Genomic DNA, 19,274 nt, shown 5'->3' with positions numbered 1-19,274 from the left:
CGCCGCCGCTACCGGGCTTCGGCGAGGCGTGCCAGGTGCTCGTCACCGAGCCGCACACGGCGTGCGGCGAGTGCTTCCTCGATCTGCTCCACCCGGCTCGCGCCGACGATGGGATCGATTCCCTGGAGCATCAGCCACGCGAGGACGACCTGGTTCTTCGTGGCCGTGACGTCGTCGGCGATGGTGTCCAGGACCGCGAGCACCCGGGTGGTCCCGGGATGATCGTAGGTTGCCGGAAGCGGCTTGTCCGGGCGCACGTAGGAACCCCACAGCAGGGAGCTGTACGACCAGACGGCGAGCCCCTCCGCGCGCGCGAGGTCGAGGTCCTCGGCGGTCAGCATGCGGTGGCCGCCCTCAGCGACGGGGGTGAGCGGGCGCGGCTGGACGAGCGAGTGGCGCAGTTGCAGGGACGTCCACGGCTCGACGCCCTGCTCCCGGGCCAGTGACCGGGCGCGCTCGACGCGCCAGGCGGCATGGTTCGCCGCCCCGATCCGCAGGGCCACTCCCTTCGCGGCCAGTTCGCCGAAGGCCCCGACGGTTTCCTCCAGCGGCACGGTGCGGTCCTCGGCGTGGGCCCAGAGCAGATCGACGTGGTCCACACCGAGACGTCCCAGGCTCTCCTCGACGCCCGCGTGAACGGCGCGCGCCGAGAGTCCTTCGGCGCTTTCCGGCGCGTGCGGGACGAGCGGGTTGTGGCGGACCTTCGTGGCGATCCGCACCCGGTCGCGGACGCCGGGGCGGGCCCGGAGCCATGCGCCGATGACCCGCTCGGAGGCGCCGCCGACACCGGCGGGGTCGTTCCAGAAGGAGTAGCAGTTCGCGGTGTCCAGCCAGACGCCGCCGCCGGCGACGAAGGCGTCGAGGATCGCGAAGGCCCGCTCCGGGGCGACACGGGTGCCGAAGTCCATGGTGCCGAGGACGATCTGGGGCTCAGTGGTGTTCATGGCGTCCATCGTCGGATCTGGAGCGCGCTCCAGGTCAAGCGAGCGTGACGAGCGGTCCCGGTCCCGCTTCCGGACCGGGCGGAGAGGGCAGGGTGCTGACGCTCCACCGGGTCCTCGTCCACACGACCGCCGGGGCCCGGCGCCACGCGGTCCGCACCGACGTCGTACGGGAACTGTTCGACGGCGTCACGAGGCAGCGGGAGAAGGGCCGCGACACGGCGCCCGGCGACCGTGCCCGGTGGGCGGGCCACCCGGACCGGGTGGAGCGTGCGGCGCGGGAAGCGGGGCGACCGCGGCCCGCCGGCCGGTCGCGGAAAGATCCTCCCCTGGCACTAGGGAGATTGTTTTGCCTACCCATTACTCTTGTTGCAAGGCCACGCTGGGTGGCCATGGAGGAGTGAGATGAGGAGCAGCAACCCGGTCTTCTCGCGACGGGGCTTCAGCCGCGACAACGGTTACGCGGGCTTCAACGCGTCACCGCAGGCCGGGGCCCCCGTAGCGGGTGCCAACCCGTACGCGCAGGGCACCGCCCCGAACCCGTACGCCACCAACCCCTACGCGCAGCCGGACGCCCAGTACGGCGCCCCGCAGGCGCCGGCGCGTTCCGGTGTGATGACGATCGACGACGTCGTCACCCGCACGGCGATGACGCTGGGCACGGTCGTGCTCGGTGCCGCGCTCGCCTGGGCGCTTCTGCCGGTCGACGAGGCCAACCTGGGCAAGTCGTACGGCATCGCCATCGGCGCCGCGATCATCGCCTTCGTGCTGTCGCTCGTCCAGTCGTTCAAGCGCAAGCCCGTCCCCGCGCTGATCATCGCGTACGCGGCCTTCGAGGGCGTGTTCCTCGGAGTCATCTCCAGCGCGGTGAGCACGTACATCTCACCGGGCGTCGTGATGCAGGCCGTGCTGGGCACCATGTGTGTCTTCGCCGGTGTGCTGCTCGCGTACAAGATGCGCTGGATCCGCGTCACCCGCCGGTTCTACGGCTTCGTGATGGCCGCCGCCATGGGCTTCATGCTCCTGATGGTGGTCAACCTGCTGTTCGCCGCGTTCGGTGGCGGTGACGGCCTGGGCTTCCGCAGCGGCGGCCTCGGCATCCTCTTCGGTGTCATCGGGATCATCCTCGGCGCGTGCTTCCTGGCCCTGGACTTCAAGCAGGTCGAGGACGGCATCGCGTACGGCGCCCCGCGCGAGGAGTCCTGGCTGGCGGCCTTCGGCCTCACCATGACCCTGGTGTGGATCTACCTGGAGATGCTGCGCCTGCTCTCCATCCTCAGCGGCGACGACTAGTCACGCCGGTCCGATCGCAGGAACGGCCCGCAGGCTCCGGAAGGACGGAGCCTGCGGGCCGTTTCCCGTCGTGCGCCTCACCGCAGCGCCACCGGCCCGTTGGCAACCGTCCCGCAGGGGCGCGTAGGGTCGCGGAGTGCTCGATACGACGCTCCTGATCACCGCCGTGGACCGATTCGCCGACCGGCTGCGCGCCGCCCCGCAGAGCAGGCTGCAGCGGGGAGCCGCGGCCGAAGGGCTGGCTGCGGCCAGGGAGCTCGCGGTGCGGGCCCAGCGTGTGGAGGCGCCGGACGGGCAGCCGCGGATCATGCCGGACGCCGGGATCTTCGCCATCGGCGACCAGCTCGCCGTCGCGGGGCGGGATCTGGCCGTGGCACTGGAAATGGCCCCGTCCGCGGAGCTGGACGAGGCCGTGCAGTTCGTCGAGGAAGCGGCCGCGCGGGCCTTCGCATAAGGGTGCGCGCGGGCGTTCGTCACGGGCGCGCCGAGCGCGCCCGGTCCTGGGGCAGCGGCCGGCGAGAGCCGCTGGGCACCGGGGGTGTGGGGCCGGAGACCGGTCCGCGGGCTAGAAGCTCGCGATGACGCGGTCGGCCAGTATGTAGACGTTGTCCTTGCCGCACGAGAACGTCAGCGCGTACGCGCCGGAGACGCCGGAACCGCCCAGGAGCACCGGGTGCTCACCGGCCCGCAGGGACGCGGCCAGCTGCTCGGCCGTCTCGCGGTGGCCGGGGGTCATACAGAGCGTGGTGCCGTCGGCGAAGACGTACACATCGAGCGTGCCCAGCGGTCCGGGACGCACGTCGGAGAGCTCGGTCCGGCTGTCGGCGAGCTCCTCCAGCCGGTTCACCGTGCGCTCGTGGTCGGTGACGACGGGCGTCTGCACCGGCACGAAGTCGGGGTGCGAGGGGTGGCGGCGGCGTGCCGCGGCCAGCTCGGGGGAGTCCTCGGCGAACTCGGCGGTCTCCGGGAGATCGGCCATGTCGGCCAGTTCCGTGAGCTCGGCCAGCTCCGTCAGTTCCTCGAACGCCTCCGTGGCGTCGAGGTCCATCGACTCCAGACCGGCGAAGTCGCTCTGGCGCGGCATGAAGAACGGGGCGTCCTCGCCCAGCCCGGCCAGACCGCCCAGCAGGGACGGGGCGTCGGCGGCGTCGCGCGCCTCCTGCGTGGCCCAGAAGGCCCGGGCCTCGGCGAGCTCGCGCTCCCGCTCCTCGGCCAGCGCCTCGGCGACCGCCGCACGGATTTCCGCGGCAGGGGTGGCTTCGGTACGGCTCTGAGCGGGTACGGCCGCACTGTGGGCGCGGCCGTCGGCCAGCTCCCTCCGCAGGGCGGACACCTGCCGGCGCAGCCCGTGAGCGGCGTGCAGAGCGGCAGCGCCCACGGCCGTGGCGGCGGCGGTGGTCAGCAACAGGGCAAGAGGCATGGCGCTCACTGACATACTCCCGGTTTCAATCGATCCTCCGACTTCCTACATCAGCTTGTCCTGTACCGGCACCCTGTGTCAGTGCATTACGTCACGAATTGGACAGGTCTTTGTGCCTGGGGTTTAGCCCTGGTGTGGGTGTGACCTGCGGGAATGGCTATCCCCCAGGAGATAGGTCACATCCTGGGGGAGATTCGGTCACGGTCGGGGCTCGGAACCGGCCACTTCGTCCGGCCGGAGGGCCCGGAAGGCGGTGTGGGCCCGGCGGGCGCCCCGAGCGGTGATCCGGTGAATCCGGAGCGTCACGGGATTTCCCCGGGTTGCGAGAAGCCGGGGCGGCGTCCGCCCCGGCTTCTCGCCTCACTCGTTCCGGGTCAGCTCAGTCGCTCGATGACCATCGCCATGCCCTGGCCGCCGCCCACGCACATGGTCTCCAGGCCGAACTGCTTGTCGTGGAACTGCAGGCTGTTGATCAGCGTGCCGGTGATCCGGGCGCCGGTCATGCCGAAGGGGTGGCCGACGGCGATGGCGCCGCCGTTGACGTTGACCTTGTCCAGCGGCAGACCCAGGTCGCGGTAGGACGGGATCACCTGGGCGGCGAACGCCTCGTTGATCTCGGCCAGGTCGATGTCGTCGATCGTCAGCCCGGCCCGCTTCAGCGCCTGCTTGCTCGCCTCGACCGGCCCGTAGCCCATGATCTCGGGCGAGAGGCCCGAGACGCCGGTGGAGACGATCCGCGCCAGCGGGGTCAGGCCCAGCTCGCGCGCCTTGGTGTCGGACATGATCACGAGCGCCGCGGCCCCGTCGTTGAGCGGGCAGCAGTTGGCGGCGGTGACCAGGCCGTCGGGGCGGAAGACCGGCTTCAGACCCTGCACGCCCTCCAGGGTGACGCCCGCACGCGGACCGTCGTCCTTGGACACCACCGTGCCGTCCGGGGTCGTCACCGGAGTGATCTCGCGCTCCCAGAAACCGTTCTTCAGGGCTTGCTCGGCGAGGTTCTGCGAGCGGACGCCGAACTCGTCCATGTCCTGACGGGTGACGCCCTTGATCCGCGCCAGGTTCTCCGCCGTCTGCCCCATCGCGATGTACGCGTCCGGGACCAGGCCGTCCTCGCGCGGGTCGTGCCAGCTCGCGCCGGACTCCTCGGCGCGGGCCGCGGTGCGGGCCTCGGCGTCGGCGAAGAGCGGGTTGCGGGTGTCGGGCAGGCTGTCGGAGTTGCCCTTCGCGAAGCGGGACACCATCTCCACGCCGGCGGAGATGAAGACGTCGCCCTCGCCGGCCTTGATGGCGTGCAGCGCCATGCGGCTGGTCTGGAGGGAGGACGAGCAGTAGCGCGTGACCGTACAGCCGGGAAGGTGGTCCATGCCCATCTGCACGGCGATGATGCGGCCCAGGTTGTTGCCCTGTTCGCCGCCGGGGAGGCCGCAGCCGAGCATCAGGTCGTCGATGTCCCTCGGGTCCAGCTCGGGGACCTTGGCGAGGGCGGTCTGGATGATCGTGGCGGTCAGGTCGTCCGCGCGCAGGTCCTTCAGCGAACCCTTGAAGGCCCGGCCGATGGGCGAACGGGCAGCAGAGACGATCACGGCTTCGGGCATCACGCGGCTCCATGAGGGCTGGAAGGCTGTCTGGCAGGACTGCTCTGGAAGTTACCCGGACGTACTGCCGAGGTCACCCGACAGGGCGTGTGATGCGGGCCTCTTTTCTAAGCAACCGCTCAGTTCGTTGTTGCCGAGCGGGGTGCGAAAGGGTGCCGGGCCCGCCGCGGCACACCCTCAGGCGTGCCGCGGCGAGGGGTCCGTGCCGCTGCTCGGATGCCGTTCCACCCGCGTCGAACCGCCCGCCTCCCCGTGCATCTCCGGGTGCGGATGCGGCTCCGTCGGCGCGGGCAGACGCCGCCGCCTGCGGTGCTTGAGGAGCGCCCAGGGCGCCCGGGCCCCGGTGACCTCCGTACCGGCCTCCTTGGCCGCCTGGGACGCCGCCTTGGCCACCGGCAGCATGTCCTCGCGCCGCGCCCCGTCCAGCCGGTCGGTCTCCGGCCACAGGCCGAGCACCGCGCAGAGCGTCGGCAGGACCGCCATGGCCGCCGTCGCGTACCCCTCCGCCGACGGGTGGTAGTTGTCCGGGCCGAACAGCTCGCGCGGGTTCGCCTCGAACTCCGGGCCCAGCAGGTCGCCCAGCGACACCGTGCGCCCGCCCTGTTCCACCGAGCCGATCGTCTGCGCCGCCGCCAGCTGCCGGCTCACCCGGCGGGCCATCCACCGCAGCGGCTGGTAGACCGGCTCGATCGTGCCGAGGTCCGGGCAGGTGCCCACGACGACCTCGGCCCCCGCCGTACGCAGCCTGCGCACCGCCGTCGTCAGACAGCGCACCGACTGGGTGGCGGGCATCCGGTGTGTCACGTCGTTGGCGCCGATCATGATCACGCAGACGTCCGGCACCCGCGCCGGGTCCGCGAGCAGCAGCGAGACCTGCCGCTCCAGATCGTCCGACCTGGCCCCCGGCTGCGCGACGTTCCGCAGATCCACCGGCCGCTCCGACACCGCCGCGAGCCCCGAGGCGAGCAGCGCCCCCGGGGTCTGCCCGGCCCGGCGCACCCCCTGCCCGGCCGCCGTGGAATCCCCGAGCAGCCCGAACTTCAACGGCTCCGCGGGGCCGGTGAACGCCACCCCGTACCGGCCGTCGGCGCTCGGCGGCACCGGCGCGGTGCCGCCTCCCACCTGCCGCTTCGCCAGCTGGACCTCCGCCAGCAGGACGCCCACCGCCGCGGCGCCCAGCAGCCCGATGCTGCCACCGCCGTAGGCCGCGCCCGCCGCGATCCGCCGTGCCACCCTTGCCCTCGACACAGTCCGGTCCACCTCCTCCTTGCCGTACTGCCCTACCGCCGTACACAGAGCTAACTGCCCCCAAGGGGCCGTCGTTCAATCGCTTCGCCCAATCTCGTGCCCGTACGCATACTCTTGCGGCACCATCTCGGAGACCCCGGAGTACACGGTGCAATTCCACGATTCGATGATCAGTCTCGTAGGCAATACCCCGCTGGTGAGGCTGCGCAGTGTGACGGCCGGCATCCAGGCGACGGTCCTGGCCAAGGTCGAGTACTTCAACCCCGGCGGATCGGTCAAGGACCGGATCGCCCTGCGCATGATCGAGGCCGCCGAACAGAGCGGCGAGCTGCAGCCCGGCGGCACGATCGTCGAGCCGACGAGCGGCAACACGGGCGTGGGCCTGGCGATCGTCGCGCAGCAGAAGGGCTACAAGTGCATCTTCGTCTGCCCGGACAAGGTGTCCACGGACAAGATCAACGTGCTGCGCGCCTACGGTGCCGAGGTCGTCGTCTGCCCGACGGCGGTCGACCCGGAGCACCCGGACTCGTACTACAACGTCTCGGACCGGCTGGTGCGTGAGACGCCCGGCGCCTGGAAGCCCGACCAGTACTCCAACCCGAACAACCCGCGCTCCCACTACGAGACCACCGGTCCCGAGCTGTGGGAGCAGACGGACGGGAAGATCACGCACTTCGTCGCGGGCGTCGGCACCGGCGGCACGATCAGCGGGACCGGCCGCTACCTGAAGGAGGCCAGCGGCGGCGCCGTCCAGGTCATCGGCGCGGACCCGGAGGGCTCGGTCTACTCCGGCGGCTCCGGCCGGCCGTACCTGGTCGAGGGCGTCGGCGAGGACTTCTGGCCGTCGGCGTACGACCGGACGGTCACGGACGAGATCGTCGCCGTGTCCGACAAGGACTCCTTCCAGATGACCCGCCGGCTCGCCAAGGAGGAAGGGCTGCTGGTCGGCGGTTCCTGCGGCATGGCGGTCGTGGGCGCCCTGGAGGTCGCCAAGCGCCTCGGACCCGACGACGTGGTCGTCGTCCTGCTGCCGGACAGCGGCCGCGGCTACCTCAGCAAGATCTTCAACGACGAATGGATGGCCGACTACGGCTTCCTGGAGGACACCGGCCCGTCCGCCCGCGTCGCCGACGTCCTCGACTACAAGGCGGGCCCGATCCCGACGCTCGTCCACATGCACCCGGAGGAGACCGTCGGCGAGGCGATCGACGTGCTGCGCGAGTACGGCGTCTCGCAGATGCCGATCGTGAAGCCCGGTGCCGGACACCCGGACGTGATGGCCGCCGAGGTCATCGGGTCGGTCGTCGAGCGGGAGCTGCTGAACGCGCTCTTCGCCCAGCAGGCCTCGCTCACCGACCCGCTGGAGAAGCACATGTCGCCGCCGCTGCCGCAGGTCGGCTCCGGCGAACCGGTCGAGGACCTGATGGCGGTGCTCGGCGGCACGGGCGCGGCCGACGCGGCGATCGTGCTCGTGGAGGGCAAGCCGAAGGGCGTCGTCAGCCGGCAGGACCTGCTGGCCTTCCTCGCCAAGGAAGCGCCCGCGCCCGGCTCCAAGGCGTAACCCCGGCCGGAACGCGCGCTTCGCGAAAACGGTACGAGCGCGACACGTGGCCGCAGCACCGGCTTAACACGGCTCGGGCAGATTGGTGGGTGTCGGCAGGGAGACCCGCCGGCACCCGATACGGCGACACGGACTACGGAGCGGCTCCCGGACCTCCACCGTCGCCCGGATGCGCGACCGGCCCTGACCCGGACCGCGTCCATCGCGGGGACCGCCGTCGTCCCGCCCCCTGGGAAACCGGGGGTGCGGCGGTCCCCGCGACAAATCTATGCGCGGAGACCGCGCGCACCCTCCTCGTCCCCGTCCTGCGGCGCGGCCGCCCAGCTCGCCAGCAGGGCGATGCGCTCCGCCGTCTCCGAACCGGGCTCAGGCGTGTAGACCACCAGGGACTGGCCGGGGTCGCCGGGCACGCCGAGCGTCTCGTACGGCAGCGTCAGCCCGCCCACGACCGGGTGGTCGATCCGCTTCACGCCGTACGTCTTCGCCTTCACCTGGTGGTCCGCCCACAGCCGGCGGAAGTCCTCGCTCTTCATGGACAGTTCGCCGACCAGGGTGGCGAGCTGCCTGTCGTCCGGGTGCAGTCCCGCGTCCAGCCGCAGATGTGCGACCGTCTCCGCCGCCACGGCCGGCCAGTCCGGGTACAGCTCCCGCGCCGCCGGTTCCAGGAACGTCTGCCGCGGCATGTTCCGCTCGGCGGCGGCCATCCGGGAGAAGCCGACGACCGCGTCACCCAGCGCGTTCCACGCCAGGACGTCCATCCGGCGGCCCAGGACGAAGGCGGGCGCCGGGTCGAGCGTGTCCAGGAGCAGCCGCAGCCCCGGCCGTACCCGCTGCGCGGCGGGCGGAGCGGCCTTGCGCGATGCGGGCCGGGCCACCGTGCGCAGGTAGGCGTGTTCCGTGTCGTCCAGCCGGAGCACCCGGGCTATCGCGTCGAGCACGGCGTCCGAGACGCTGGGGCCGCGGCCCTGTTCGAGGCGGATGTAGTAGTCGACGCTGACCCCGGCAAGCTGGGCAACCTCCTCGCGCCGGAGCCCGGGGACGCGCCTGCGGCCGTAGGAGTTCAGCCCCACGTCCTCGGGCCGGATGCGGGCACGTCGTGAGCGGAGGAAGTCTCCGAGGTCGCCGTCCATGCCGCCGATCGTAGGAGACCGGCCGATTCCCAGCCTGGTACTGCCGGACCCAGGAACGACGCACCCCTGGGTGGCCGCCGCGCAACGCCACAGAGTGGGGACCGGCCCAGGGGAAGCGCCCCGGGGCAACAGCACCGAGGAGTACCGACATGACGTACCCGACGCTCGCGGGCCGCACCGCGGTCATCACCGGAGCCGCCAGCGGCATGGGGAACGCGACGGCACGGCTGCTCGCCGCCCAAGGGGTGCGGGTGGCGCTGCTGGCCCGCCGCGAGGACCGGCTGACGGAGCTCGCCGGAAAGATCACCGCCGACGGCGGCCGGGCCCTCGTCGTGGTCACCGACGTCACCGACCAGGCGTCCGTGGACGCCGCCGCCGAGCGGGTGCGTACGGAGTTCGGCCCGGTGGACCTGGTGGTCAACGCGGCCGGTGTGATGCTGCCGAACCCGGTGGACGCGGGCCGCGCAGACGAATGGCAGCGGATGCTCGACACGAACGTGACGGGTGCCCTGCGGATCATCCGGGCCTTCACGGCCGACCTGGTGGCGGCCGCCGCCGGGGGCCGCACCGCCGACCTGGTCAACATCTCGTCGATCGGCGCGCACATCACGTTCCCCAACTACGCCGTGTACGGGGCCACGAAGGCCGCGCTCACGTATCTGTCGGCCTCGCTGCGCACCGAACTCGGCCCGCGTGACGTCCGCGTCACCAACATCGAGCCCGGCCTCACCGACTCCGAGCTGGCCGGCCATGTCGACAACGCGGAACTCAGCGGTCAGCTGGACGGCATGTTCGACGCGCTCGGCGGGCTCTCCGGTGACGAGATCGCCGACCTCATCGCGTACACGACCAGCCGCGCACGCCACATCAACCTGCGCCAGATCGTCGTGCTGCCGACCCGCCAGGCCTGAGCCCGGCGTCGCGGCGCCGGCCGGCACCGGCCTCGCGCTCAGTCCTCCCAGTCGGACGCCGGCCGTCGCTCGTTCTCCCGGCGCCTGGAGGTCCGCCCGCTGTGGACGGCCTGGACGACGTTGACGCCGACGATGCCGAGCCAGGCCACGACGAGCCCCTCGATCCCCGCGTTCGCGACACCGATGGCGGACAGCGGGATCGCCAGGACCAGGGAGATGATCCCGAACCCGAAGCGCTCACCGAAGTTCCCCAGGGGCAGCTGCGGGGTGCGCGCCTCGCGGGCGACGCTGATCTGCCGCTCGGCCAGATGGCGCCTGACCCGGCGGTCGAGCGTGCCGTCGAGGCGCTGTTCGACCTTCTCGAGAAACGACTCGACGAGCGCGGACTCGTACTCGGCCCCCAGCTCGCTTCGGGCGTGCAAGGTGGCCTTGAGCTCCTTCTTGAGCTCGGTGTCGGGTGCGTCCATGGTTCCACGGTACGAAGCGGGGACGGCCGGGTCAGTGGGGCTAGCCCCCCTGTTTCCGCCCGGGCGCGCGGGCCGGCGACCCGTCTGCATATGGACATGCAGACGGCTTGCTGGCTGAATGGATTCGTCGGTGCCGGATCCCGGCACGACCGATCTACCGAGGGGACAGCATGAGCGGGAGCAGCCCGGCCGCGCGGGTGCAGCAGCTGTTCGAGGGGCGCAGGCTCACGCCCACGCAGCGGCGCATCGCGCACTCGATGGTGCGCAGGGCCGGCGACGCCCCGTTCCTCTCCAGCGTGGAACTGGCCGAACTGGCCGGGGTCAGCCAGCCCTCCGTCACCCGGTTCGCCGTCGCCCTCGGGTTCGACGGCTATCCCGCGCTGCGCAAGCACCTGCGTGAGGTCGCCCCGGCCGGGGCCGCCGAGGGCGACGGGGAGGACACGTACAACGAGTACCAGCAGGCAGTGCTCGGCGAGATCGAGAACCTGCGCCACCTCGCCGAACTGCTCGCCGACCCGGGTCCCGTCGAACGGGCCGGCCGGCTCCTCGCCGCCTCGCGGCCCCTGCTCGTGCTCGGGCTGCGCGCCGCTTCGTCGCAGGCCCGCGGTTTCGGATACTTCGCCGCCAAGGTGCACCCCGACGTCCGGGTCCTCGACGAGGGCGGCAGCATGCTGCACGACCGGATCGACGCGGCCCGGCGGGCCGGTGCCAGTGCGCTGATCTGCTTCGCGCTGCCGCGCCACCCCCGCGAGGTCGTCGAGGCCCTCGCCCACGCCCGGGACCAGGGGCTGGCCGTGGTCTCGGTCGCGGACTCCGCGTTCGCGCCGGTGGCCGCGCACAGCGATCTGCTGATCCCCGCCGCGGTGGGAACGGGGCTCGCCTTCGACACCGCCTGCGCGCCGATGCTGCTGGGGCGGGTGCTGCTGGAGGCCATGTGCGACGACCTGCCCGACGCGCAGGCCAGGCTGGAGGAGTTCGACGCGCGGGCCGCGGCGCGGGGCCTGTTCGTCGAGTGAGCCGGGCGCCGGCCGCGGGCATCCCCGCCGTTTCTCAGACGCCGCTCATGTACGGCCCTTAATCTGCGCCCACGGAATCGGGCACAGGGGCCGTCGAGAGGGGTACGGGCGTGGGGCGCGGAGCGCAGTCGTTGGCGAGAGTGGCCGTGATCGTACGGGCCGGAGCGGCGCCCCTGTGGTGGCCGGGCCTGGTCGCCGCGGCCATCGGGGCCCTGGTGCCGGGACTCACCGGCCGCCGCATCGGACTGCTGGCCGGGGCGGCGCTGTTCCTGGTCGCCCTGGCCGTCGTGGCGCTGTCGCGCGGGGGTCGGTACGCCTCGCTCGCCCGGGGCGCCACCCGGGCCGGACGTACCGACTTCCTCCAGGACCGGGCGGTGACCGTACGCAACTGGCGCCGGGCACACCGCTGGTGGCTGCTCGGGGCGTTCCTCGCGGCGGTCGCCAGTGCGTTCGCCGTGCCCGGGGCCGGCGGGCTGCTGCTCGCCGGGGCCGGTGCCGGGCTCTGGGCCAAGGCCGTCCGGATCGGGCAGCGGGAGCGCCGGGACGACGTCCTGTACTGGGTCCGAACGGACCTGGTGGGGCGCGGGCGTCCCGCCGGCAAGCAGGTCGAGGCCTACCGGACGACGGGGCCCGCCGCGGGCGACGCCGCGCCCGGTGGGGCGCGGCGCTCCCGCTGACGCCGGGAGTCCGGGACGCGGGGCCTCAGATCTCCAGGTCGGCCTCGATCTTCTTCAGCTGGTGGCGGGCCATGGCCAGGTTCGCCCGGCCGGCGTCCAGCACGAGGTACAGGAACAGACCGTTGTTGCCGCGGGTCTTGAGCAGCCGGATCAGGTGGTACTGCGTGCCCAGCGTGATCAGGATGTCCTCGATCTCGTCCTGGATGCCGAGGTGCTCCATGGTGCGGAGCTTGGCGCGTACGACATCGGTGTTGCCCGCGGCCGCGACCTCCAGGTTGAAGTCCTTGCCGCCGCCGAGGGTGCCCAGCGCCATGCCGCTCGTGTAGTCGACGAGGGCGACACCGGTGGTGCCCTCGATGGACGACATCGCTTCCTTCAGTGACGCTTCGGTGTTCGCCATGAGTGCTCGTTTCCTTTCCCTGACCGGTCGGGAGGACCGGTTCCGTTTCTGGGTCGTGTTCTGGGTCGTGCCGGGTTCGTGCGGTTGTTCGTCCGGAGTCATGTCGGGCGGTGCGGCAGTGCCCCGGGTTGTTGCGGGGTGCGGGGCACCGGGGCCCGGGTGCCCGGTACGGGCTGCGGGGTGCGTTCCAGGGCGGCGTCGACGAGCTCGCCGATGCGGGAGCCGGACCTGCGGCCCTCCAGATGGAGCCGGCCGACGTTGATCCGGTCCTCGGCGAGCAGGGTCAGCACGGCCGACGAGCCGGCGGCGTACGTCGCGATGTAGCCCGTCTCGCCGCGTACGAGGAGTTCGCGGAAGCCGCCGCGGCCGGTCGCGTCCGTCATCCGGATCGAGACGCCGAGCGCGGCCGCGGTCAGCGCCGCGACGCCCTCCGCCTCCACTCCCGGGGTGTCATGGGCCAGGACGAGGCCGTCGGTGCTGGCCGCCAGGGCCCCGGAGAGAAGCGGAACCCGGGCCCGTAACCGCTGGAGCTCGGCCAGGACATCCTGGACTTCGGCCTCGGGCACCATCAGCTGTCTCCTCCCGGCACGCTGTCTGAGCGCGCGTATCACAGGGCCTCCAATGCGTCTCGGAGCCGGCGCAACAGGGCGACGTCGGGGTCGGCCGTGACCTCGGGGAGCGCGATGCGGCCGGCCGGGTCCGCCGGCTCCCGTACGGCGGCGACGAGTCCGGCGGCCGCCAGCCGCCGCAGGTCGACCAGGATGTGGAACGCCGACCTGCCCAGTTCCTGCGCGATGTCCGTCGCCGTACGCACCCCGTCCACGCGCTCCAGTACCCGGCGCCGGTAGGGCGGTACGGGTGAGTCGGCGGGGCGGCCGGTGCCCACGAGCGGGGCGCTGTCGGTCACGGACTCCGGCCAGATCCGGTCGAGCAGCTCCCGGCGCCGGAGCGTCTCGCGCTGCACGGCGTCCACGGGGACGGGCCGGACCGGGCCGATCCAGTGGGCGACCCCGTAGCGGAAGCGGGCCGGGGCCCGGGTCGGGGCGAGGGCGAAGAACGCCGCGTCGTACAGGGCGCCCAGGTGGCACAGCTCCAGGGCGCCGCCCGGCACCCGGCCGCTGTCCACCAGGTAGCGGCCCACCCGCTGACCGGCACCGGCCTGGGCGACCGCGTCCCACCAGCCCTCGCGGCGCAGCGCGCCGCCCCGGGTGAGCAGGACGTCGATGCCGGGAGTGGCGGGGCTCTCGGCGTGCACCACCTTGCCGTCGGCCAGGTAGAGGGTGCCTCGGTCGCGCATCAGGGCACCGGTGGCCCGTTCGGCGGCGAGGCGCTGGAGCATGGGCGAGAGGACGGGGGCCGGGGCGGCGGCTCTCATGCGAGGACCAGCCGCTCGGCCATCTCGCCCAGGCGTATCCGGGCCAGGGCCAGATTGCCCTCCGCGCGGTCCAGCCACAGGTGGAGGAAGACGCTGCTGTCGAAGTCCGTCTCGACGAACCTGAGGATGTGGTAGCCGGCGCGGGTGGTGACGATGACGTCCTCGACGGGCGGCGGCCCCGCGAGTCCCTTGCCGTCCCCGGCGGGCGGCGTCTCCGGTAAGCCGGCCGCGAAGGCGGGCTGTTCGGCCGCCATCCGCGCCACCTCCGCCGTCTCCGCGGCGGTGGCCTCGTGATCGCCGTTGGGCGAGTCACCGATGGTGCCGAGGGCGAGACCGCTCGTCCAGTCGACCACGGCGGCGCCACGGGCACCGGGCAGTCTCATGACGTCGAGCAGGCACTCGTCGATTCCGGGCACGCGGACTCCCCTCCGACGCTGCGTGCGGCTGTGACCCAGAGGTTACGCAACGTGCTCGGTCCAAGTGGAGGTTCTGGCATTTTCCATAGGTACATGCGGAAGGTTCGGGAGAATGCCCCGCCGCGTGCTGCTGTGGGCCGCTGTGGGCCGTTATGGGGTGCGTCGGGGCGTACGGAACGGCCGTCCGCCATGCCCTGTTGACTGGAGCTATTCAGCCACTCAAGATGTGAATAGAAAATTCACAGTCGCGAGGAGGCATTGCCATGTCAGGACCCCGCCCCGTACGGGCACCGCGCGGTACCGAACTGAGCGCCCTGGGATGGCAGCAGGAAGCCGCGCTGCGCATGCTGCAGAACAACCTCGACCCCGAGGTCGCCGAGCATCCCGACAAGCTCGTCGTCTACGGCGGCACCGGCAAGGCCGCCCGGGACTGGCGCTCGTTCGACGCGATGGTCCGCACGCTGCGGACGCTCAAGCAGGACGAGACGATGCTCGTCCAGTCGGGCCGGCCGGTCGGTGTCATGCAGACGCACGAGTGGGCCCCGCGGGTCCTGATCGCCAACTCCAACCTGGTCGGCGACTGGGCGAACTGGGAGGAGTTCCGCCGCCTGGAGGCGCTCGGGCTCACCATGTACGGCCAGATGACCGCCGGTTCGTGGATCTACATCGGCACGCAGGGCATCCTCCAGGGCACGTACGAGACGTTCGCCGCCGTCGCCGCGAAGAAGTTCGGCGGCACGCTGGCCGGGACGATCACGCTGACCGCCGGACTGGGCGGGATGGGCGGCGCCCAGCCGCTCGCCGTGACGATGAACGACGGCGTCGCGATCTGTATCGACTGCGACCCGCGCGCCATCGAGCGCCGCATCGAGCACCGCTTCCTGGATGTGCGGGCCGACAGCCTGGAACACGCGCTCCAGCTGGCCACCGAGGCGAGGGACGCGCGCAAGCCGCTGTCCATCGGACTGCTCGGCAACGCGGCCGAGCTGCTGCCCCGGATGCTCGCCGAGGGCGCCCCGGTCGACATCGTCACCGACCAGACCAGCGCGCACGACCCGCTCGCCTACCTCCCGCTCGGCGTCGACTTCGACGACATGGCCTCGTACGCCGCCGACAAGCCCGCCGACTTCACCCAGCGCGCGCGGGAGTCGATGGCCCGGCACGTCGAGGCGATGGTCGGCTTCATGGACGCCGGCGCGGAGGTCTTCGACTACGGCAACTCGATCCGCGGCGAGGCCCAGCTCGCCGGATACGGGCGCGCGTTCGACTTCCCCGGCTTCGTGCCCGCCTACATCCGGCCGCTGTTCTGCGAGGGCAAGGGCCCGTTCCGCTGGGCGGCGCTCTCCGGTGAGGCCTCCGACATCCACCGGACCGACAAGGCGATGCTGGAGCTCTTCCCGGAGAACGAGTCGCTGCACCGCTGGATCAAGATGGCCGGCGAGCGCGTCCACTTCCAGGGCCTGCCCGCCCGCATCTGCTGGCTCGGCCAGGGCGAGCGGGACAAGGCCGGTGAGCGCTTCAACGACATGGTCGCCCGCGGTGATCTGGTCGCCCCGCTGGCCATCGGCCGTGACCACCTGGACTGCGGCTCGGTCGCCTCTCCGTACCGCGAGACCGAGGCCATGCTCGACGGATCCGACGCGATCGCCGACTGGCCGCTGCTGAACGCCATGGTCAACGTGGCTTCCGGTGCCTCCTGGGTCTCCATCCACCACGGGGGCGGGGTCGGCATGGGCCGCTCCATCCACGCCGGACAGGTCACCGTCGCCGACGGCACGAAGCTGGCGGGCGAGAAGATCCGCCGGGTGCTCACCAACGACCCGGGCATGGGCGTCATCCGGCACGTCGACGCCGGCTACGACATCGCGGAGTCGGTCGCCGCGGAGCGCGGCGTCAGGGTTCCGATGCGCGAGGGCGACTCGTCCGGCGCGGGTGACGCGGGCGCGGACGGGACCCTCGCATCCGGTGAGGGCGACGTGGCCGGCACGGACGGGACCGCCGCGTGAGCCCCACCTTCCACGCGATGTGGGCGTCGTTGCGGAACATCGGCCGCGATGCCGGGTCCGGCGGCTACCGGCGTTACGCCTGGACCGGGGCCGACGCCGACTGCCGCCTCTGGTTCCGGATGCAGGCCGAGGCCCGCGGCCTGGACTGCGAGGTGGACCGCAACGGCAACCAGTGGGCCTGGCTCGGCGACCCTCTCGCGGGGGACGCCGTCGTCACCGGCTCGCACCTCGACTCCGTGCCGGACGGCGGAGCCTTTGACGGACCGCTCGGGGTCGTCTCCTCCTTCGCCGCGCTCGATGAACTCCGCCGCAGGGGAGTGGAGTTCAACCGGCCGCTGGCGATCACCAACTTCGGTGACGAGGAAGGGGCCCGCTTCGGGCTCGCCTGCGTCGGCTCCCGGCTCGCCGCCGGGCAGCTGACGGTCGAGGCCGCGCACCGGCTGCGGGACGGTGACGGCATCACCCTGCCGCAGGCCATGGAAGCGGCCGGGTACGACCCCGACGCCATCGGCCCGGACCCCGAGCGGCTCGCCCGTGTCGGTGCGTTCGTCGAACTCCATGTCGAGCAGGGCCGCGCCCTCGACCTGAGCGGCGACCCGGTCGGCATCGCCTCCGCGATCTGGCCGCACGGACGCTGGCGCTTCGACTTCCGGGGCGAGGCCAACCACGCGGGCACCACCCGGCTCGCCGACCGCCGCGACCCGATGCTCACGTACGCCGAGACGGTGCTCGCGGCCCGCCGGGAGGCGGAACTGGCCGGAGCGCTGGCCACCTTCGGCAAGATCGCCGTCGAGCCGAACGGCGTCAACGCCATCCCCTCCCTCGTGCGCGGCTGGCTCGACTCCCGCGCCGCCGACCAGGACACCCTGGACACCGTCGTCGCCGGCATCGAGCGGGCCGCCCGGGAACACGCCGGGCGGGCCGGGATCGACCTCGACGTCGTGCGGGAGTCCTTCACGCCCGTCGTGGAGTTCCAGCACGCCCTGCGCGACGAGCTGGGCGCGATCCTGAAGGGGTCGGCCCTCCGCGACACCGGGCGCGACGTCCCCGTGCTCGGCACCGGTGCCGGACACGACGCGGGTATTTTGTCCGCTTCGGTTCCTACCGCCATGCTGTTCGTACGGAACCCCACCGGGATCTCGCACTCGCCGGCCGAGTACGCCGCCGAGGACGACTGCGTGGCCGGGGTGATCGCACTCGCCGACGTACTGGAAGGTCTCGCGTGCCGATGACGACGGAGCGGATGCCGGAGCCGACTGCGGGGCTCGCCACGGAACCGACGGCTGATCGTGCCGCGGAGCTCACCGCGCAGCCGCCGACGGCGGAACGTGCCGCGGAGCCGACTGCGGGGCTCGCCACGGAACCGACGGCGGACCCGGCGGCGGGCCCGGCGACGGCGCCAACGACAGGGCTCGCCGCGGTGCCCTCGGGCAAGCCCGCCCCCGTGACGTACTGGCTCTCCCACGCCTGGCTCGGCACCCATGTCGAGCCGGACGTCGTCCTGGAGGTGTCCGGCGGGCGGATCGCCGGGGTGCGGACCGGCGTCGAGGCGCCGCCGCCCGGCGCGATCGTGCTGCGCGGGCTCACCCTGCCCGGACTCGCCAACGCCCATTCGCACGCCTTCCACCGCGCCCTGCGCTCCACCGTCCAGGTCGGCTCCGGCACCTTCTGGACCTGGCGCGAGACCATGTACCAGGTCGCGTCCCGGCTCACCCCCGACACGTACTACGACCTGGCCCGTGCCGTGTACGCCGAGATGGCGCTGGCCGGCATCACCGCGGTCGGCGAATTCCACTATCTGCACCACGCGCCGGGCGGCGTCCCCTACGACAACCCGAACGCGATGGGCGAGGCCCTGATCGCGGCCGCCCGCGAGGCCGGCATCCGGATCACCCTGCTGGACACCGCCTATCTCGCCGCCGGATTCGGCCGCAGGCCCAACCGGTACGAGCAGCCCGACCGGCACCAGCTGCGCTTCTCCGACACGACCGCCGACGCCTGGGCGGAACGCGCCGGTCTCCTCAAGGGCGACGAGAACACCCTGATCGGCGCCGCCGTCCACTCCGTGCGGGCCGTCCCGGCCGACCAGCTGGCCACCGTCGCCCAGTGGGCCGAGCAGCGGGGCGCCCCGCTCCACGTCCACCTCTCCGAGCAGACCGCGGAGAACGACGCCTGCCTCGCCGCCCACGGCCGCACCCCCACCCGGCTCCTCGCCGACCACGGGGTCCTCGGCCCGCGCACCACCGGCGTCCACAACACCCACCTCACCGGCGAGGACATCGAACTCATCGGCTCGACGGCCACGGGCACCTGCATGTGCCCGACCACCGAACGCGACCTGGCCGACGGCATCGGCCCGGCCGTCGCCCTCCAGCGAGCCGGATCGCCGCTCTCGCTGGGCAGCGACAGCCACGCCGTGATCGACCTCTTCGAAGAGGCCCGCGCGATGGAGCTCAACGAGCGCCTGCGCACCCGCACCCGAGGCCACTGGACGGCCGCCGCACTGCTGCGCGCCGCCTCCGCCGACGGCCACGCCGCGCTCGGCCGGCCGGACGCCGGCGTCCTGGAGCCCGGCGCCCCCGCCGACCTCGTGACCGTCGCCCTCGACTCCGTCAGAACAGCGGGACCAGTGCCCCGGCTGGCGGCCGAGACAGCGGTATTCGCCGCCTCCGCCGCCGATGTGCGCCACACCGTGGTCGCGGGCCGGCACCTCGTCCGCGACGGACACCACGCGTCGGTCGACGACGTCCCCGGAGCGCTCGCCCGAGCCATCGCGGCCCTGCACCACTGAGCACCCAGGCGGTGGCCACTCCGCCGT

General features: G+C 72.5%; 19 protein-coding genes. 9 read left to right on the top strand and 10 right to left on the bottom strand.

The genetic code is table 11. The annotated features are described in order from the left end of the window. Positions 1-8: 8 nt before the first annotated feature. Positions 9-944 (bottom strand): aldo/keto reductase, encoded by a 936-nt coding sequence (locus tag ACIQMX_RS30715; RefSeq protein ID WP_402482933.1) that lies wholly within the window; start codon positions 942-944, stop codon positions 9-11. A 402-nt stretch (positions 945-1,346) separates the two neighbouring features. On the opposite strand from ACIQMX_RS30715, the gene ACIQMX_RS30710 reads away from it, so the two are divergent. Together ACIQMX_RS30710 and ACIQMX_RS30705 are read left to right on the top strand one after the other, a co-directional pair. Continuing rightward, on the top strand, positions 1,347-2,234 hold the full coding sequence (locus tag ACIQMX_RS30710) for a Bax inhibitor-1/YccA family protein (RefSeq protein ID WP_363067485.1): 888 nt from the start codon (positions 1,347-1,349) through the stop codon (positions 2,232-2,234). 136 nt (positions 2,235-2,370) lie between these two features. Beyond that, positions 2,371-2,688, top strand: a complete 318-nt coding sequence (locus tag ACIQMX_RS30705; protein WP_402482930.1) for a hypothetical protein — start codon at positions 2,371-2,373, stop codon at positions 2,686-2,688. Positions 2,689-2,799: 111 nt separating this feature from the next. On the opposite strand, the gene ACIQMX_RS30700 is transcribed toward ACIQMX_RS30705, so the two are convergent. The 3 genes from ACIQMX_RS30700 to ACIQMX_RS30690 all read right to left on the bottom strand — a co-directional run bounded on the left by ACIQMX_RS30700 (position 2,800) and on the right by ACIQMX_RS30690 (position 6,482). Continuing rightward, the gene (locus tag ACIQMX_RS30700; protein WP_363067489.1) at positions 2,800-3,669 is read right to left on the bottom strand and encodes a hypothetical protein; all 870 of its coding nucleotides are present in this window, start codon (positions 3,667-3,669) and stop codon (positions 2,800-2,802) included. A gap of 359 nt (positions 3,670-4,028) precedes the next feature. Continuing rightward, the gene (locus ACIQMX_RS30695; protein WP_402482927.1) at positions 4,029-5,249 is read right to left on the bottom strand and encodes an acetyl-CoA C-acetyltransferase; all 1,221 of its coding nucleotides are present in this window, start codon (positions 5,247-5,249) and stop codon (positions 4,029-4,031) included. A 177-nt stretch (positions 5,250-5,426) separates the two neighbouring features. After that, the gene (locus tag ACIQMX_RS30690; RefSeq protein ID WP_363067644.1) at positions 5,427-6,482 is read right to left on the bottom strand and encodes an SGNH/GDSL hydrolase family protein; all 1,056 of its coding nucleotides are present in this window, start codon (positions 6,480-6,482) and stop codon (positions 5,427-5,429) included. Between the two features lie 163 nt (positions 6,483-6,645). On the opposite strand from ACIQMX_RS30690, the gene ACIQMX_RS30685 reads away from it, so the two are divergent. Then, entirely contained in the window at positions 6,646-8,058 is a 1,413-nt protein-coding gene (locus ACIQMX_RS30685; RefSeq protein ID WP_363067493.1) for a cystathionine beta-synthase, read from the top strand. Positions 8,059-8,324: 266 nt separating this feature from the next. Here ACIQMX_RS30685 and ACIQMX_RS30680 read toward each other — a convergent pair whose 3' ends face one another. Further along, positions 8,325-9,188 carry a helix-turn-helix transcriptional regulator gene (locus ACIQMX_RS30680; RefSeq protein WP_363067495.1) on the bottom strand — a complete coding sequence of 288 codons (864 nt, stop codon included), beginning with the start codon at positions 9,186-9,188 and terminating at the stop codon, positions 8,325-8,327. A 149-nt stretch (positions 9,189-9,337) separates the two neighbouring features. Between ACIQMX_RS30680 and ACIQMX_RS30675 the strand changes: the two genes are divergently transcribed. Then, positions 9,338-10,099, top strand: coding sequence for an SDR family oxidoreductase (locus ACIQMX_RS30675; RefSeq protein ID WP_402482923.1), 762 nt, complete (start codon positions 9,338-9,340; stop codon positions 10,097-10,099). A gap of 38 nt (positions 10,100-10,137) precedes the next feature. Here ACIQMX_RS30675 and ACIQMX_RS30670 read toward each other — a convergent pair whose 3' ends face one another. Then, entirely contained in the window at positions 10,138-10,566 is a 429-nt protein-coding gene (locus ACIQMX_RS30670; RefSeq protein ID WP_363067499.1) for a hypothetical protein, read from the bottom strand. 170 nt (positions 10,567-10,736) lie between these two features. Between ACIQMX_RS30670 and ACIQMX_RS30665 the strand changes: the two genes are divergently transcribed. Continuing rightward, positions 10,737-11,582, top strand: a complete 846-nt coding sequence (locus tag ACIQMX_RS30665; protein ID WP_363067501.1) for a MurR/RpiR family transcriptional regulator — start codon at positions 10,737-10,739, stop codon at positions 11,580-11,582. A 140-nt stretch (positions 11,583-11,722) separates the two neighbouring features. Next, the gene (locus ACIQMX_RS30660; RefSeq protein WP_363067503.1) at positions 11,723-12,259 is read left to right on the top strand and encodes a hypothetical protein; all 537 of its coding nucleotides are present in this window, start codon (positions 11,723-11,725) and stop codon (positions 12,257-12,259) included. A gap of 25 nt (positions 12,260-12,284) precedes the next feature. On the opposite strand, the gene ACIQMX_RS30655 is transcribed toward ACIQMX_RS30660, so the two are convergent. From ACIQMX_RS30655 to ACIQMX_RS30640, 4 genes are all read right to left on the bottom strand, one after another. Then, positions 12,285-12,659 carry a hypothetical protein gene (locus ACIQMX_RS30655; protein ID WP_326661485.1) on the bottom strand — a complete coding sequence of 125 codons (375 nt, stop codon included), beginning with the start codon at positions 12,657-12,659 and terminating at the stop codon, positions 12,285-12,287. A gap of 98 nt (positions 12,660-12,757) precedes the next feature. Further along, positions 12,758-13,228 carry a roadblock/LC7 domain-containing protein gene (locus ACIQMX_RS30650; RefSeq protein ID WP_363067505.1) on the bottom strand — a complete coding sequence of 157 codons (471 nt, stop codon included), beginning with the start codon at positions 13,226-13,228 and terminating at the stop codon, positions 12,758-12,760. Between the two features lie 38 nt (positions 13,229-13,266). Further along, a complete protein-coding gene (locus ACIQMX_RS30645; RefSeq protein WP_363067507.1) occupies positions 13,267-14,034 on the bottom strand; it encodes a transcriptional regulator in 768 nt (255 codons plus the stop codon). Beyond that, positions 14,031-14,450 carry a hypothetical protein gene (locus tag ACIQMX_RS30640; RefSeq protein ID WP_402482917.1) on the bottom strand — a complete coding sequence of 140 codons (420 nt, stop codon included), beginning with the start codon at positions 14,448-14,450 and terminating at the stop codon, positions 14,031-14,033. The genes ACIQMX_RS30645 and ACIQMX_RS30640 overlap by 4 nt, the downstream gene beginning before the upstream one ends. 263 nt (positions 14,451-14,713) lie before the next feature. Here ACIQMX_RS30640 and hutU point away from each other — a divergent pair, with 263 nt between their 5' ends. Genes hutU through ACIQMX_RS30625 form a run of 3 tightly spaced genes read left to right on the top strand, consistent with a single transcriptional unit; the run spans position 14,714 to position 19,247 of the window. Beyond that, entirely contained in the window at positions 14,714-16,456 is a 1,743-nt protein-coding gene (gene hutU, locus ACIQMX_RS30635; RefSeq protein WP_363067511.1) for a urocanate hydratase, read from the top strand. Between the two features lie 17 nt (positions 16,457-16,473). Next, the gene (locus tag ACIQMX_RS30630; protein ID WP_363067646.1) at positions 16,474-17,688 is read left to right on the top strand and encodes an allantoate amidohydrolase; all 1,215 of its coding nucleotides are present in this window, start codon (positions 16,474-16,476) and stop codon (positions 17,686-17,688) included. Next, a complete protein-coding gene (locus tag ACIQMX_RS30625; RefSeq protein WP_402483224.1) occupies positions 17,685-19,247 on the top strand; it encodes a formimidoylglutamate deiminase in 1,563 nt (520 codons plus the stop codon). Before ACIQMX_RS30630 ends, ACIQMX_RS30625 begins: the two co-directional genes overlap by 4 nt. The last annotated feature ends 27 nt before the right edge of the window (positions 19,248-19,274 follow it).

Origin of the sequence: Streptomyces sp. NPDC091416, from assembly GCF_044756845.1 — a bacterium.
GTDB lineage: Bacteria > Actinomycetota > Actinomycetes > Streptomycetales > Streptomycetaceae > Streptomyces.
Note: the sequence above shows the minus strand (reverse complement) of the source record. Positions and strands in the feature narration are given on the sequence as shown.